Annotated in this window: 13 protein-coding genes and 1 pseudogene; 11 read left to right on the top strand and 3 right to left on the bottom strand. The window is 70.5% G+C overall.

Annotation, left to right across the window (positions count from 1 at the left end):
- Positions 1-38: 38 nt before the first annotated feature.
- The 4 genes and pseudogenes from E4N62_RS46640 to E4N62_RS46625 all read left to right on the top strand — a co-directional run.
- Positions 39-305: pseudogene (locus E4N62_RS46640) on the top strand (ATP-dependent DNA ligase); the annotation flags it as partial.
- On the top strand, positions 302-769 hold the full coding sequence (locus tag E4N62_RS46635) for an NUDIX domain-containing protein (RefSeq protein WP_230224492.1): 468 nt from the start codon (positions 302-304) through the stop codon (positions 767-769). The pseudogene E4N62_RS46640 and the gene E4N62_RS46635, both read left to right, overlap by 4 nt.
- A gap of 63 nt (positions 770-832) precedes the next feature.
- Positions 833-2,218, top strand: a complete 1,386-nt coding sequence (locus E4N62_RS46630; protein ID WP_230224490.1) for an NADP-dependent succinic semialdehyde dehydrogenase — start codon at positions 833-835, stop codon at positions 2,216-2,218.
- A 25-nt stretch (positions 2,219-2,243) separates the two neighbouring features.
- On the top strand, positions 2,244-2,480 hold the full coding sequence (locus tag E4N62_RS46625; RefSeq protein WP_230224487.1) for a DUF6213 family protein: 237 nt from the start codon (positions 2,244-2,246) through the stop codon (positions 2,478-2,480).
- On the opposite strand, the gene E4N62_RS46620 is transcribed toward E4N62_RS46625, so the two are convergent.
- Positions 2,477-3,229 carry a transcriptional regulator gene (locus E4N62_RS46620; RefSeq protein ID WP_308186422.1) on the bottom strand — a complete coding sequence of 251 codons (753 nt, stop codon included), beginning with the start codon at positions 3,227-3,229 and terminating at the stop codon, positions 2,477-2,479. The genes E4N62_RS46625 and E4N62_RS46620 overlap by 4 nt on opposite strands.
- Before the next feature lie 153 nt (positions 3,230-3,382).
- Positions 3,383-4,609, bottom strand: coding sequence for an acyl-CoA dehydrogenase family protein (locus tag E4N62_RS46615; protein ID WP_230224485.1), 1,227 nt, complete (start codon positions 4,607-4,609; stop codon positions 3,383-3,385).
- 173 nt (positions 4,610-4,782) lie between these two features.
- Between E4N62_RS46615 and E4N62_RS46610 the strand changes: the two genes are divergently transcribed.
- Complete coding sequence (locus E4N62_RS46610; RefSeq protein ID WP_215451349.1) at positions 4,783-5,427, top strand: TetR family transcriptional regulator; 645 nt, start codon at positions 4,783-4,785, stop codon at positions 5,425-5,427.
- 75 nt (positions 5,428-5,502) lie between these two features.
- Here the strand turns inward: E4N62_RS46610 and def are convergent, their stop codons facing one another.
- Complete coding sequence (def, locus tag E4N62_RS46605) at positions 5,503-6,042, bottom strand: peptide deformylase (RefSeq protein WP_230224483.1); 540 nt, start codon at positions 6,040-6,042, stop codon at positions 5,503-5,505.
- Between the two features lie 152 nt (positions 6,043-6,194).
- Between def and E4N62_RS46600 the strand changes: the two genes are divergently transcribed.
- From E4N62_RS46600 to E4N62_RS46575, 6 genes are all read left to right on the top strand, one after another.
- Positions 6,195-7,433 (top strand): MurT ligase domain-containing protein, encoded by a 1,239-nt coding sequence (locus tag E4N62_RS46600; protein ID WP_184896892.1) that lies wholly within the window; start codon positions 6,195-6,197, stop codon positions 7,431-7,433.
- Positions 7,434-7,481: 48 nt separating this feature from the next.
- Positions 7,482-8,210, top strand: coding sequence for a type 1 glutamine amidotransferase (locus E4N62_RS46595; RefSeq protein ID WP_184896890.1), 729 nt, complete (start codon positions 7,482-7,484; stop codon positions 8,208-8,210).
- A gap of 245 nt (positions 8,211-8,455) precedes the next feature.
- A complete protein-coding gene (locus E4N62_RS46590; RefSeq protein WP_230224481.1) occupies positions 8,456-9,481 on the top strand; it encodes a 6-phosphofructokinase in 1,026 nt (341 codons plus the stop codon).
- A gap of 200 nt (positions 9,482-9,681) precedes the next feature.
- The gene (locus E4N62_RS46585; protein WP_230224480.1) at positions 9,682-10,626 is read left to right on the top strand and encodes a cytochrome c oxidase assembly protein; all 945 of its coding nucleotides are present in this window, start codon (positions 9,682-9,684) and stop codon (positions 10,624-10,626) included.
- A gap of 207 nt (positions 10,627-10,833) precedes the next feature.
- A complete protein-coding gene (locus E4N62_RS46580; RefSeq protein ID WP_230224478.1) occupies positions 10,834-12,396 on the top strand; it encodes a PASTA domain-containing protein in 1,563 nt (520 codons plus the stop codon).
- A complete protein-coding gene (locus E4N62_RS46575) occupies positions 12,333-14,279 on the top strand; it encodes a serine/threonine-protein kinase (protein WP_230224477.1) in 1,947 nt (648 codons plus the stop codon). The genes E4N62_RS46580 and E4N62_RS46575 overlap by 64 nt, the downstream gene beginning before the upstream one ends.
- Positions 14,280-14,290 lie beyond the last annotated feature (11 nt).

The raw sequence follows: 14,290 nt of genomic DNA, 5'->3' as shown, positions 1-14,290 counted from the left end.
GAGCTTAGCTCTAAGTTCGTACCTACAGACCCTTCTAGACCTTCAAGGGCATGACCGACGCGTTGCTGGCCTGGCAGACCGAGCGGCTGACGGAGCTGGCCGTGGAGCGGCACGGCTGGGGTGTGACCGTACGCCCCGAACTCGTCGTCGAGATCGCCTACGACGGCCTGCAGCGCTCCACCCGCTACCCGGCCGGTGTCACCCTGCGTTTCGCCCGCGTGATCCGCTATCGCGAGGACAAGACCCCCGCCGAAGCCGATACGGTCGAGACCCTGCTCGCCGCACACCCCGAGGTGACGCGTTGACCACCCCCAAGCGCAGTGCCGGCCTGCTGCTGCACCGCCGCACCGAGCACGGCGTCGAGGTACTGCTCGGCCATATGGGCGGCCCGTACTTCGCGCAGAAGGACGCGGGGGCGTGGAGCGTGCCCAAGGGCGAGTACGAACCGGACGAGCCCGCCTGGGACGCGGCCCGCCGGGAGTTCCAGGAGGAGCTGGGGCTGGCCCCGCCCGACGGGGAGGCCGTACCGCTGGGCGAGGTGCGGCAGAAGAACGGCAAGATCGTGACGGCCTGGGCGATCGAGGCGGACCTCGACCCGGCCACCGTCGTGCCGGGCACCTTCCGCATGGAGTGGCCGCCGAGGTCCGGCCGGCTCCAGGAGTTCCCGGAGCTGGACCGCGTGGAGTGGCTCAGCGTCGAACGGGCCCGGGCCGTGATCGTCCCGGCGCAGGCGGAGTTTCTCGACCGTCTTCTGGAGCACTCGGACTGAGTCGCGTTGCGGCGTGCTCCGTAGCGCGGGAAGGTCGAAGGACAGTCCACGCAGGAGGCCAGCATGCCCATCGCCACGGTCAACCCGGCGAACGGCGAGACCCTCAAGACGTACGACGCCCTGGGCGAGGAGGAGATCGAGCACCGCCTCGCCACCGCCGACGCCACCTTCCGCACCTACCGGACCACCTCCTTCGCGGAGCGCGCCCGGCTGCTGCGCCGGGCCGCCGACCTCCTCGACGAGGACGCCGAGGACGTCGCGCGGACGATGACCACGGAGATGGGCAAGCCCGTCAAGCAGGCCCGCGCCGAGGCCGCCAAGTGCGCGAAGGCGATGCGCTGGTACGCCGACCACGCCGAGGTGCTGCTCACCGACGTGGAGCCGTCCGACGCGGACGTGAAGGACTCGGGCGCCTCCCGGGTCCTGGTCCGCTACCGCCCGCTCGGCCCGGTGCTCGCCGTGATGCCGTGGAACTTCCCGCTCTGGCAGGTGATCCGGTTCGCCGCGCCCGCCCTGATGGCCGGCAACGTGGGCCTGCTGAAGCACGCCTCCAACGTCCCGCAGACCGCGCTCTACCTGGAGGACCTCTTCCGCCGGGCGGGCTTCCCCGAGGGCTGCTTCCAGACCCTGCTCGTCGGCTCGCGCGCCGTCGAGGACATCCTGCGCGACCCGCGTGTGAAGGCCGCGACCCTCACCGGCAGCGAGCCGGCCGGCCGGGCGGTCGCCTCGGTCGCCGGGGACGAGGTCAAGAAGACCGTCCTGGAACTGGGCGGCAGCGACCCGTACGTGGTGATGCCGTCCGCCGACGTCGAGGAGGCGGCCCGGATCGCGGTGACGGCCCGGGTGCAGAACACCGGCCAGTCGTGCATCGCCGCCAAGCGGTTCATCGTGCACGCCGACGTCTACGACGCCTTCGCCGAGCGGTTCGTCGAGGCCATGAAGGCGTTGAAGGTCGGCGACCCGCTGGACGAGGACACCGATGTCGGCCCGCTCTCCAGCGAGCGGGGCCGCAAGGACCTGGAGGAACTGGTCGACGAGGCCGTGGAGAGCGGGGCCACCGTGCTGTGCGGTGCCGAACGCCCCGACGGGCCGGGCTGGTTCTACCCGCCGACCGTCCTCGCCGACATCACCCCCGAGATGCGCGTCCACCAGGAGGAGACCTTCGGTCCCGTCGCCACGCTGTACCGGGTGGCCGACCTCGACGAAGCGATCGCGATCGCCAACGACACGCCCTTCGGGCTGAGCTCCAACGTGTGGACCCGGGACAGCGCCGAGGTCGACCGCTTCGTCCGGGACCTGGACGCCGGCGCGGTGTACGTCAACGGGATGACCGCCTCCCACCCGGCGTTCCCGTTCGGCGGGGTCAAGCGGTCGGGATACGGGCGCGAGCTGTCCGGACACGGAATCCGGGAGTTCTGCAACATCACCACCGTATGGCACGGGGCGTGAGCGTTCCGCGGCTACCATCCCCGTTGTGAACCGCGAAGTGACTCTGCCTCTGATCGTCGACGCCCGCGGGACCCTGCAGGTGTCTGCGGCCGATGTGAGCAAGCTGCTGCGGACGGTGGGCGGGCGCTGGCTGCACCTGGTGGAGGCGGGTGAGGAGCTCGACGAGGACACGGTGGCGGCTCTGACGATCGAGCTGGCGAAGCTCGCGGACCGGATCGACGTGGCGTGCATCGCGCACAGCAGCGGGGCCGCCTCCGGCTAGGGCCGCTTCGCCCACGCGCCGTAGCCCTCGCGACCGTGCGCGCCTGCGGGTACGTCGTGGCTTGTCGCGCAGTTCCCCGCGCCCCTTTCAGGGGCGCGCCAGTGTGGTCCAGAACATCGATTCGTAGCTCTGCAGCAGTCGCCCGTAGCGGTGGGCCGCCTCCTCGTCGATCCGCCCCGTGTCCACCCCCGCCTGTACCGCCCCTTCGCCCTCTCCTCCAGTTCCGGGGCCGGCTCGGCGAAGAAGTCGAAGAAGCCGCAGGCCTCGACGGTGAAGGCGTAGTGATCGCGGAGGGACTTGGCGATCGTCGCGCAATAGCCTCCCCAGGAGGCGAAGTTGGCGCTGAGCGCGAGCACGACGTCGGCCGGGACGGCACCGAGGGCGAGCCGGGCGACGTACGACGGGTAGGCCTGACAGCCCGGCAGCGGCTCGTACGCCGTCGCCCTCTCCTCATCCACCCCGCACGCCTGCGCGAGCGCGCCGAGCCGCCCGGCCGCCACCTCCTCCCCCTCCGCGAGCATCTCGAAGAAGGGGGCGCAGGCCGGATCCTCGACGGCCGACCGCTCGGCCAGATGGCGGAAGGAGAGCAGATCCGCGGCGATCACCAGCCGCTGCTCCATGGCGAGCACGGCGAGGGTGTCGAGATCGGCCGCACCGGAGGCGATCAGGGGCAGCAGCGGATTGGCATCGGGTCCCGGGGCGAGCCGCGCGGTCATTTCTTCCAGCACTTCACCGGCCGTACGCGTCATCAGGCACTCCTGTCGGGGGTACGTGTCGTCACCGCTGATGACAGCCCGAGCCCTGAAGGGGGCGCGGGGCCGTGTCGATATGCGGCTGCGCCGCGTGGGCGCGAGCAACCACGACGCTCCCGCAGTCCGACCGACACACGCACCCCCACGCCGCTACCGGATCGGCATTCCCGACAGGGTCCGGGCGATCACCAGCCGCTGCACCTCACTCGTACCCTCGAAGATGGTGTAGATAGCCGCGTCCCGGTGCATCCGCTCGACCGGGTACTCCCGCGTGTACCCGTTGCCGCCGAGGATCTGGATCGCCTGCGCGGTCACCTTCTTCGCCGTCTCGCTCGCGAACAGCTTCGACTGGGACCCCTCGGCCGCCGTGAACTGCTTGCCGTTGATCGCCATCCAGGACGCCCGCCACACCAGCAGCCGCGCCGCGTCGACGGAGGTCCGCATGTCCGCGAGCTGGAAGGCGACGCCCTGGTTGTCGATGATGGGCCGGCCGAACTGCTCACGGGTCTTGGCGTAGTCGAGGGCGACCTCGTACGCGGCACGGGCGGTGCCCACCGCCATGGCGCCCACGGCCGGGCGGGAGGCCTCGAACGTGGCCATCGCCGCGTTCTTCACCCGCTCGCCCCCGGCCTTGGCCCGCTCACGGGCCCGCGCCAGCCGCTCGTCGAGCTTCTCCTTGCCACCGAGGAGGCAGGAGCCGGGGACGCGGACGTCCTCCAGGACGACCTCGGCGGTGTGGGAGGCCCGGATGCCGTGCTTCTTGAACTTCTGGCCCTGGGACAGTCCGGGCGTGCTCGGCGGGACGATGAAGGACGCGTGGCCCTTGGAACCGAGCTCGGGGTCGACGACGGCGACCACGACGTGGACGTTGGCGATACCGCCGTTGGTCGCCCAGGTCTTGGTGCCGTTGAGGACCCACTCGTCCTTGGCCTCGTCGTAGACCGCGCGGGTGCGCATGGAGGCGACGTCGGAACCGGCGTCGGGCTCGGAGGAGCAGAACGCGGCGACCTTGACATCGTTCGCGTCACCGTACATCTGGGGGATCCAGGTGCCGACCTGCTCCTCGGTGCCGTTGGCGAGGACACCGACGGCGGCGAGGCCGGTGCCGACGATGGACAGGGCGATGCCCGCGTCGCCCCAGAACAGCTCCTCCATGGCCATGGGGATGCCGAGGCCGGTCGGATCGAAGTACTGCTGGGCGTAGAAGTCGAGGGAGTAGATGCCGACCTTGGCGGCCTCCTGTATCACCGGCCAGGGGGTCTCCTCGCGCTCGTCCCACTCGGCGGCCGCGGGGCGGATCACATCGGCGGCGAATCCGTGGAGCCAGTCGCGGACCTCTCGCTGTTCCTCGTTGAGTTCCATGGTGAACTCGGCCATGACGCGCCTCCAGCACTGCACTAAGATGTTACCTGCGGTAACTGGAGTCTGTTACCGGTCGGTAGGAAAAGTCAACTCCCGAGCAGTGCTCGGTAGCCCGTTCGAACGGGTCACGCCGATCAGTGTTAGTTTGCGCAAGGCGTCACCGTCATCAGCATGTGGGGGAGAGACTCATGGACACCACGCAGCGGACCGACCAGGAGCGGTCCGCCGACCGCCGTCGTCGCGAGCTGCTGGAGGCCGCGGACCGAGTCGTGCTCCGCGACGGCCCCGGAGCGTCGATGAACGCCATCGCCGCCGAAGCCGGCATCACCAAGCCGATTCTGTACCGCCACTTCGGCGACAAGGGCGGACTCTACGCCGCCCTCGCCCAGCGGCACACCGATGCGCTCCTCGATTCCCTGCGGGCCGCGCTGGACGCCCCCGCGGAGCGCCGTGAACGCGTCGAGGCGACCCTCGACACCTATCTGGCGGCCATCGAGGCCCGCCCCCAGGTGTACCGCTTCCTCATGCACCCCGCCGAGGGCGGCCAGCCCGGCGACCAGGGCTTCGACGTCGGCAAGCACTCGGCCCCCCTCCTGCGGCGCATGGGCGAGGAACTCGGCACGGTCATCGAGGACCGCCTCGACCTCGGTCCCGACAGCCGCCAGCTGGCACGTGTATGGGGCCACGGCATCGTCGGCATGATGCACGCCGCGGGCGACTGGTGGCTCGGCGAACGCCCACTCACCAGAGCGGAGTTGGTCCGCAGCCTCGCGGACCTCCTCTGGGGCCGCCTGGCAGCGGCGGGCGACAAGGTGGGCGGCCCGGGCTTCTAGAGGGTTCCATCCGCGCCCCTGAGGGGCGCGGGGAACCCCGCGAGAAGCCCCACCGGCCTGGACCCGCCGAGGAACTCACACCCCCCACGGCGCCCGCGCGGCCTTCCGCAACACCCGAGAACGCCGCCACCCCGACAGCCGGTCCACATACACCCGGCCCTCGAGGTGATCGCACTCGTGCTGCAGACACCGCGCGAAGAACCCGCTCCCCGACACCCGCACCCGGTCCCCGTCCACCGTGAACCCCTCGACCACGGCCTCGTCGTACCGCTCCACCCCCGCCTCCAGCCCGGGCAGCGACAGACAACCCTCGGGCCCCCGCAGTACGATCCCTCCGGTCGAGACGAGCCGGGGGTTCACCACATGGCCGAGATGACGCACGTCCTCGTCGTCCGGGCAGTCGTACACGAAGACCCGCAGCCCCCGGCCCACCTGGTTCGCGGCGAGCCCCACCCCCCGCGCGTCGTACATCGTCGCGAACATGTCCTCCACAAGCCGCACCAGTTCGGCCCCGAACTCCGTCACCTCTTCACAAGGCGCCTGCAATACGGGGTCCCCGAGCAGTGTCATGGGGAGAACGCGCCCTCGGGCGCCGGGAATCGAGCCGCTTCGCATGGCCGCAAGGGTACGTTCAGACCTGATATCGCCGGTCCGACCAGGGTTACGGCCCGGACGAGATTCGGGCGCGTGAGTGGATCTCGATAGTCTTTGGTCCACACGTTGCCGGGACTGGGCGCGGCGCTGTACGCAAGGAGGATCGAGAACTGATGGCAGGCAACTCGGACCCGCTCACGCCGCGGGCCAAGCTGGCCGTGACGGCGGGCAAGGCGGTCGCGGCGGCATCGCGTGCCGCTGGACGCGGTAGCGGATCTGTGATCGGCGGCCGGGTGGCACTGAAACTCGACCCCGACCTCCTCGCCAGGCTCGCGCAGAGCCTGGACGTCATCCTGGTCTCCGCCACCAACGGCAAGACCACCACGACCCGGCTGATCGCCGAGGCGCTGCGGGCCGCGGGCCCCGTCGTATCCAACGCGCTCGGCGCCAACATGCCCGCGGGCATCACCTCGGCGCTCGCCGGGAACTCGGACGCCAAGTTCGCGGTCATCGAGGTCGACGAGAAGTACCTGGCCGGTGTCGCGCGGGACACCGACCCCAAGTGCATCGCACTGCTCAACCTCTCCCGCGACCAGCTCGACCGTGCCGCCGAGACCCGCATGATGGCGGAGGCATGGCGGGAGGGCCTGGCCGGCACCAAGGCCGTCGTCGTGGCCAACTGCGACGACCCGCTGATCGTGTGGGCGGCCTCGTCCTCGCCGAACGTGGTCTGGGTCGCGGTCGGCCAGATGTGGAAGGACGACGCCTGGTCCTGCCCGTCCTGCGGTGGTGTGATGCAGCGCCCCGGCGACGACTGGTTCTGCGGCGAGTGCGGTTTCCGCCGCCCCACACCGAGCTGGGCGCTCTCCGGCGACCACGTCCTCGACCCGCACGGTTCGGCCTGGCCGATCCATCTGCAGCTGCCGGGTCGCGCCAACAAGGCCAACGCCGCCTCGTCGGCCGCCACCGCCGCCGTCTTCGGTGTGCCGCCGCAGGTCGCCCTGGAACGCATGTACCAGGTGCAGGCGGTCGCCGGACGGTACGACGTGGTGCAGTTCATGCAGCGGGATCTGCGGCTGCTGCTCGCCAAGAACCCGGCGGGCTGGCTGGAGACGTTCTCGCTGATCGACCCGCCGCCGTCGCCGGTGATCCTGTCGGTGAACGCGCGCGGCGCCGACGGCACCGACACCTCGTGGCTCTGGGACGTCGACTACACCCGGCTGACCGGCCACCCGATCTTCGTGCTCGGCGACCGCAAGCTGGACCTCGCGGTGCGTCTGGAAGTGGCGGGTCAGCACTTCCAGGTCTGCGACACCCTCGACCAGGCGGTGCAGATGTGCCCGCCGGGCCGGATCGAGGTCATCGCGAACTACACCGCGTTCCAGGACCTGCGCCGTCGCGTGGGCAACTGAGCACCCGGCCACGAACGACCATGAACGACTCTGAGGGGCACTGACTTCATGAGCGACAACAGTCTGCGGGTCGTCTGGGTCTACCCGGACCTGCTCAGCACCTACGGCGACCAGGGCAACGTCCTCGTCGTCGAGCGCCGCGCACGGCAGCGCGGCCTGGACGTGGCCCGGCTGGACGTGCGCAGCGACCAGCCGATCCCGACCTCCGGCGACATCTATCTGATCGGCGGCGGCGAGGACCGGCCGCAGCGGCTGGCGGCCGAGCGCCTGCGCCGTGACCGGCATCTGTACCAGGCGGTGAACAACGGCGCGATCGTCTTCGCCGTCTGCGCCGGCTACCAGATCCTCGGCCACGAGTTCGTCAACGACCTCGGCCAGCGCGAGCCGGGCCTCGGCCTGCTCGACGTGACCACGACCCGGGGCGAGGGCGAACGGTGCGTCGGCGACGTCCTCGCGGACATCGACCCGCGCCTCGGGCTGCCGCAGCTGACCGGGTTCGAGAACCACCAGGGCGTCACCCACCTCGGCCCCACCGCCCGCCCCCTCGCACAGGTCCGCCTCGGCAAGGGCAACGGCACGGGCGACGGCACGGAGGGCGCGTACAACGACACCGTCTTCGGCACGTACATGCACGGGCCGGTGCTGGCGCGGAACCCGCAGATCGCGGACCTGCTGCTGAAGCTGGCGCTGGACGTGAACGCGCTGCCGCCGACCGACGACCGCTGGTTCGAGGCGCTGCGCGACGAGCGGATCTCGGCGGCCCAGCAGCCCGCGTAGCGCGTCCGGGCGGGGGCCGGGGCCCTTGAGAAACGGTTCAGCACCGCTCGTGCGAAAGGCCCATCCGTAGGGGCTCCCGCTCACCTGTGAAAGCCCGTCTGACCAGGGCTCCGCTCACCTGTGCGGGGCCGTCCAGCAGGCGGACGCCCGCTACGGCCCCGCCCCCTGCCGCCGGTAGGGTGGCGGGGATTCCAGCCGGACAGCGTGGTCCGGTCCCCGGCCCACGTCGAGAAGGTATTCGGGCTATGCGTATTGGTGTCCTCACGTCCGGCGGCGACTGCCCGGGGCTGAACGCCGTCATCCGGTCCGTCGTGCACCGCGCCGTCGTCGACCACGGCGACGAGGTCATCGGTTTCCGGGACGGCTGGAAAGGTCTGCTGGACTGCGACTACCTCAAGCTCGACCTGGACGCGGTGTCCGGCATCCTGGCCCGCGGCGGCACGATCCTCGGTTCCTCCCGGGTGCAGCCCTCGCACCTGCGGGACGGGGTGGCGCGGGCGAAGGGCCACGTCGAGGAGCTCGGGCTCGACGCGATCATCCCCATCGGCGGTGAGGGCACGCTGAAGGCGGCCCGGCTGATGTCGGACAGCGGCCTGCCGGTCGTGGGCGTACCGAAGACCATCGACAACGACATCGCGGTCACGGACGTCACGTTCGGCTTCGACACGGCCGTGGGCGTCGCGACGGAGGCGCTGGACCGGCTGAAGACCACCGCCGAGTCCCACCAGCGCGTCCTGGTCGTGGAGGTCATGGGCCGCCACACCGGCTGGATCGCGCTCCACTCCGGCATGGCGGCCGGCGCGCACGCCATCGTCGTACCGGAACGGCCCTTCGACATCGAGGAGTTGGCCACGAAGGTCGCCGAGCGGTTCTCGGCGGGCAAGCGGTTCGCGATCGTCGTCGCCGCGGAGGGGGCGAAGCCGAAGGCCGGGTCGATGGACTTCGACGAGGGCGGCAAGGACATCTACGGCCACGAGCGGTTCGCCGGGATCGCGCGGCAGCTGTCGATCGAGCTGGAGCAGCGCCTCGGCAAGGAGGCGCGGCCGGTGATCCTCGGGCATGTGCAGCGGGGCGGTACGCCGACCGCGTACGACCGGGTGCTGGCGACGCGGTTCGGGTGGCACGCGGTGGAGGCCGTGCACCGGGGTGAGTTCGGGCACATGACCGCGCTGCGGGGGACCGACATCGTGATGGTGCCGCTCGCTGAGGCGGTGGAGACGTTGAAGACGGTACCGGAGGATCGGTACGCCGAGGCGGAGTGTGTGCTCTAGGGCGCCGATGAGAGCTCGGTCCAGCCGGTGATCGGCGGGGTGCGGGTCGTTCGTGGCTGATCGCGCCCACTCGGCGGAGCCGCATAGCGAAACAGCCCCGCGCCCCTTCCAGGCTTGCCCCCGGTCATGATCGTGACCGGGGGCGGTTCTAGTCTGGGGGCGGACAGACAGCACAACCCCCACGAAACAGGAGCCGGCGGATGGATCACAGCGGGCACGGGACGGGGCTTTTGCCCTTCACTCTCGGGCGAGGGCTCTCGTGGTCGGCGGATCCGTTCTTCCTGATCGCCTGTCTGGTGGGGCTCGCGCTCTACGCCTGGGGCGTCGTACGGCTCGTGCGGCGCGGGGACAAGTGGCCGGTGGGGCGGACGATCGCGTTCGTCGTGGGTGTGCTGCTGGTGATGCTGGTGACGTGCACCGGGCTGAACGACTACGGCATGGTCATGTTCAGCGTGCACATGGTGCAGCACATGGTGATCAGCATGCTGGCGCCGATCGTGCTGCTGCTGGGGGCGCCGATCACCCTGGCGCTGCGGGCGCTGCCGGTGGCGGGGAAGGGGCGGAAGGGGCCGCGCGAGCTGCTGCTGATGTTCCTGCACAGCTGGTACATGAAGATCGTCACGCATCCGGCGTTCACGATCCCGATGTTCATCGCGAGCCTCTACGGGCTGTACTTCACGCCGCTGTTCGACTTCCTGATGGGGTCGACGCCGGGGCACATCGTGATGATGACGCACTTCCTGCTGGTCGGACTGTTCTTCTTCTGGCCGATCATGGGCGTGGACCCGGGCCCGCACCGGCCCGGCTATCTGATGCGGATGCTGGAGCTGTTCGCGGGCATGCCGTTCCACGCCTTCTTCGGCATCGCACTGATGATGGCGTCCGCGCCGATGGTGAAGACGTACGAGAACCCGCCCGCCTCCCTCGGCATCGACGCCCTGTCCGACCAGAACGCGGCCGGCGGCATCGCCTGGGCCTTCAGCGAGATCCCCTCGGTCCTTGTGCTGCTGGCGCTGCTCTTCCAGTGGTACAACTCCGAGCAGCGGCAGGCCCGGCGCACGGACCGCGCGGCCGACCGGGACGGGGACAAGGAGCTGGAGGCGTACAACGCCTACCTCGCCTCACTCAACGCACGTGGTCGCTGAGTCACATTTCTTTTTCTTGCCAGATGTGCTCCCATTCTTTTCTTTGGCCACAGAACCGTGCCCCTTTCTATTTCTCTTGACGGAAAGGCTTTGCCCTTCAGTAGCATGATGCGTGAGCCTCGCATACGCTCTGCGAGGTGACGGGGGAAACCGCAAGGGGGAGCGGTCATGACAATTCGCGCACGCTTGCGAACATGTTTGCTATTGGTGGGCGTACTGGTCCTCGGCGGTTGCGGGGAGTCGGGCCCGTCACTGCTCGCGGTGACGGCGGTGGCCGCGGGGGTGCCGTCCCTCGCTCCTTTCTTCGACGAGGGCGAACGGCTCGGCCGGGACGAGCCGGACCTGCGGTCGCGGGCGCCGCACAGCGGCCTTCAGCAGGGCAGCACCCCCGGCCTGTACGGGGGCACACGGAAACCGAAGATCTGTGACGTCGGCAAGCTGGAGGATTTCCTCACCGCTCCCGAGAACAAGAAAAAGGCTCAGCAATGGGCCCGGATCGTCGGAGTCGGTGTCGACCGCATCCCGGATTATCTCGACGACCTCACACCCGTTCTGCTGCGTCACGACACCCTCGTGAAGAACCACGACTACAAAAAGGGCAGGGCCGTCCCCTTCGACGCGCTGCTGGAAGCCGGGATCGCGGTATTGGTGGACGACCAGGGGCTGCCGGCCGTCAAGTGCAGCTGCGGAAATCCGCTGCGCTCGTTCGCCGGGGACCCGGACCGCATCAAGGTGGAGTTCACGGGCGACAACAAGCGGTGGGAGAACTACGACCAGGCCGCGGTCGTGGTCGTCAAACCCGCGCCCGAGCAGCTGAAGGAGATCAAGCTCGTCGACGTCGAGGACCCGGACCGGGGCATCAGCCGCGAGATCGGCACCACGGGCGAGTCCGACACGACGTTCGACACCCGTGCGCGGCGGTCCGTGCCGAAGGTAGGGGGGATGACCTTCGGCGAGGCGAGCGCGGCCATGGCGGAGCGGGGCCTGGCGGTGACGGTCGCCGGAAACGGGATGCCGCCGAGCGACGCGCCGGTCACCGGGTCGAGCCCCGGGCCGGGCGCCCGGCTGGAGTTCGGCGCCCCGGTGGCACTGCACGTGGAGTGGCCGGGCGGGACTTCGGGAGACGGCACCGACGGATCCGCGTCCGAACCGGGCACGAACGGCGGCTCGGGTCCGAGCGGTGGCGCGACGACGGACGGTGGGTCGGACTCCGACGGCGGATCCTCGGGCACGGATCCGGGGCCGACAGAGCCCTCGGACACGGGAGGTTCGTCCTCGGACGGCTCGTCGTCGGGCGGATCGCCGACGGGAGAGTCGCCGACGGACGACAGGTCGTCGCCGACGGACCCGGGCACGACCCCTTCGGGCGGAGGCTCCCCCACGGACGACGTGTCGTCGCCCACGGGGCCCACCACTCCCCGCCCACGGACGAGACGCCCCTCACGCCGTCACCGGACCCCACCCCCACCTCCGTTCCCACGTCCACCGAACCCTCGACACCCCCGCCGACCACTCGCGACCCCGACCCGACTCCGCCGGAGGAGAGCGGCCCGCCCACCGACATCCCCACGAGCGCTCCCGATCCGACCGGTGACCCACCTTCCGACGTCCCCGGGAGTCCGGGGGATCCGAGCCATGCGGGGGCGCCGGGCGCCCCCGTGCAGGAACCGGCCCGGTTCATGTGGATCTGACCCTGGGAGTGACCGATGCAGTCAGGCGCACCGCATTCGGGAGCCGGCCGGGTCATCGCCGACCGCTATCTCCTGCTGAACCAGCTGGGCAGCGGCGGCATGGGCCATGTCTGGCTGGCGCACGACCGTCAGCTGGACTGCGAGGTGGCGCTCAAGGAGATCGTGTTCCGCCATCCGGGCGAGGCCGAGCAGGAGCGCACCGCTCGCGTGGCCCGCGCCCGCGCGGAGGCCCGGCACGCCGCCGGACTGCGCGCCCACCCGAACGTGGTCACCGTGCACGACGTCCTGGAACACGACGAGCTGCCGTGGATCGTCATGGAGTACGTGCCGGGCGCCCTGGACCTGAAGGCGCTGGTGACCCAACGAGGCTCCCTCGCGCCTGCCGAGTGCGCCCGGATCGGGCTCGCCGTGCTGGACGCGCTGACGGCCGGACACGAGCGCGGCATCATGCACCGGGACGTCAAGCCGGCCAACATCCTGCTCGCCCCGGACCGCACCGGATCACCGTACGCACGCGTCCTCCTCACCGACTACGGCATCTCCGTCCAGCCGGACACCCAGGAGACCCGGTACACCCGGACCCATGTCCTGGTCGGGACCGCCGGGTACCTGGCACCCGAGCGGGCGCAGGGTGGGGCGCCGACCGCCGCGTCCGACCTGTTCTCGCTGGGCTGCACGCTCTACCACGCCGTCGAGGGGTACGGGCCGTTCGACCGCGACTCGGAGATCGCGGCGCTCACCGCCGTGGTCCTGGAACAACCGCGCCCCATGCTGCGGGCGGGCGCGCTGGAACCGGTGCTGGCCACCCTGCTCGCCAAGGACCCCGTACACCGGATCACCGCAGCCGAGACCGAGGCGGCGCTCTCCGCGATCGTCACGCCCCAGGCCCACCCGCGCACCGAGCCCGACCTCGGCTCGCAACCGCAGTGGGCGAGCGGGCCCACGCACACGGCGGATCACGAGTACCCCCTCGCCCCTCCGGGCGCGCACGAGACACCGTGGTACGCGCCGTCGGGTGGAGCCGGCGAGCCGGGAGGAGGGGCTGCACCGGCACGTGCGGACGGCTGGTCCCCGCCGGAGCACCGAGGGGCGGGCTCCGGCGGGCATCACCGTCGGCATCGCAGCCGCGCCCTGCTCGCGGGCGTGGCGACCACCCTCGGTCTCGCTCTGGTCGTCGGCGGAACCTGGTACGCCATGGGGAACATGAAGGAGCTGACGGACGGCCTCGGCGGCGGAGGCGGCGGGAACGCGGCGCTGCCGTACGGCAGGGCCGTGGGCCTGACCGAGCCGCTGAAGGACGGTGACTGCGTCGACGTCACCTGGCGCGACACCCCGTTCACCGACCCGGCCGGGCTGCGGATCGTGGCCGGGTGCGCGGGGCCCGCGATGGACGGCCAGGTGATGGCCTCCTACGAGGTCTCGTCCGCCGCGGACGCCCGCGCGGGGGGCGCGGCCCGGTGCGAGCAGCTCACGGCGGAGGCCCGGGACAGGCTCGTGGACGTCCGCTCCCTCGCCGTGGTGCCGACCGACGACGGTTTCGACGCGGCCGGCCGCCGGGTCGCCTGTCTGCTGCTGGGCGAGCGCAGGCCGGTGTGGGGGCCGATCGGTGAGTACCGGACGGTGGGTGAGACGGTGCTCGTCGACGTGGCCACCCTGCAGAAGCAGGACTGTCTCGACACGATCTCCAGCAACAAGATCCGGCTGGTCTCCTGCCAGGAACGTCACGAGGAGAAGGTTCTCGGGTTCCACGAGATGAGTCCCGGCACCAGCTACGGCGATGCTCAGGAGCAGGCTCGCGACGCCTGCAAGAAGAACCTGCCGCCGGTGCAGTACGGCTATGAGCCCGATCGGACCGGATCCGGTTTCTGGGTCAGCGAGGACGGCTGGAAAAAGGGCGCGCATTTCGTCGTCTGCACTGTCATTTCCGCCACTGGGGGCACCATGGAGGGAGAAGAAGCCTGAGGACCTGAGGG

This window comes from Streptomyces sp. MNU76, from assembly GCF_020982545.1.
GTDB lineage: Bacteria > Actinomycetota > Actinomycetes > Streptomycetales > Streptomycetaceae > Streptomyces.
Note: the sequence above shows the minus strand (reverse complement) of the source record. Positions and strands in the feature narration are given on the sequence as shown.

Excerpts from the sequence above, each read along its gene's own strand:
- E4N62_RS46575 (WP_230224477.1), top strand. The coding sequence starts at position 12,333 with ATGCAGTCAGGCGCACCGCATTCGGGAGCCGGCCGGGTCATCGCCGAC.
- def (WP_230224483.1), bottom strand. The coding sequence starts at position 6,042 with ATGCGAAGCGGCTCGATTCCCGGCGCCCGAGGGCGCGTTCTCCCCATG.
- E4N62_RS46585 (WP_230224480.1), top strand. The coding sequence starts at position 9,682 with ATGGATCACAGCGGGCACGGGACGGGGCTTTTGCCCTTCACTCTCGGG.
- E4N62_RS46590 (WP_230224481.1), top strand. The coding sequence starts at position 8,456 with ATGCGTATTGGTGTCCTCACGTCCGGCGGCGACTGCCCGGGGCTGAAC.
- E4N62_RS46600 (WP_184896892.1), top strand. The coding sequence starts at position 6,195 with ATGGCAGGCAACTCGGACCCGCTCACGCCGCGGGCCAAGCTGGCCGTG.
- E4N62_RS46620 (WP_308186422.1), bottom strand. The coding sequence starts at position 3,229 with ATGACGCGTACGGCCGGTGAAGTGCTGGAAGAAATGACCGCGCGGCTC.
- E4N62_RS46610 (WP_215451349.1), top strand. The coding sequence starts at position 4,783 with ATGGACACCACGCAGCGGACCGACCAGGAGCGGTCCGCCGACCGCCGT.
- E4N62_RS46615 (WP_230224485.1), bottom strand. The coding sequence starts at position 4,609 with ATGGCCGAGTTCACCATGGAACTCAACGAGGAACAGCGAGAGGTCCGC.
- E4N62_RS46595 (WP_184896890.1), top strand. The coding sequence starts at position 7,482 with ATGAGCGACAACAGTCTGCGGGTCGTCTGGGTCTACCCGGACCTGCTC.
- E4N62_RS46630 (WP_230224490.1), top strand. The coding sequence starts at position 833 with ATGCCCATCGCCACGGTCAACCCGGCGAACGGCGAGACCCTCAAGACG.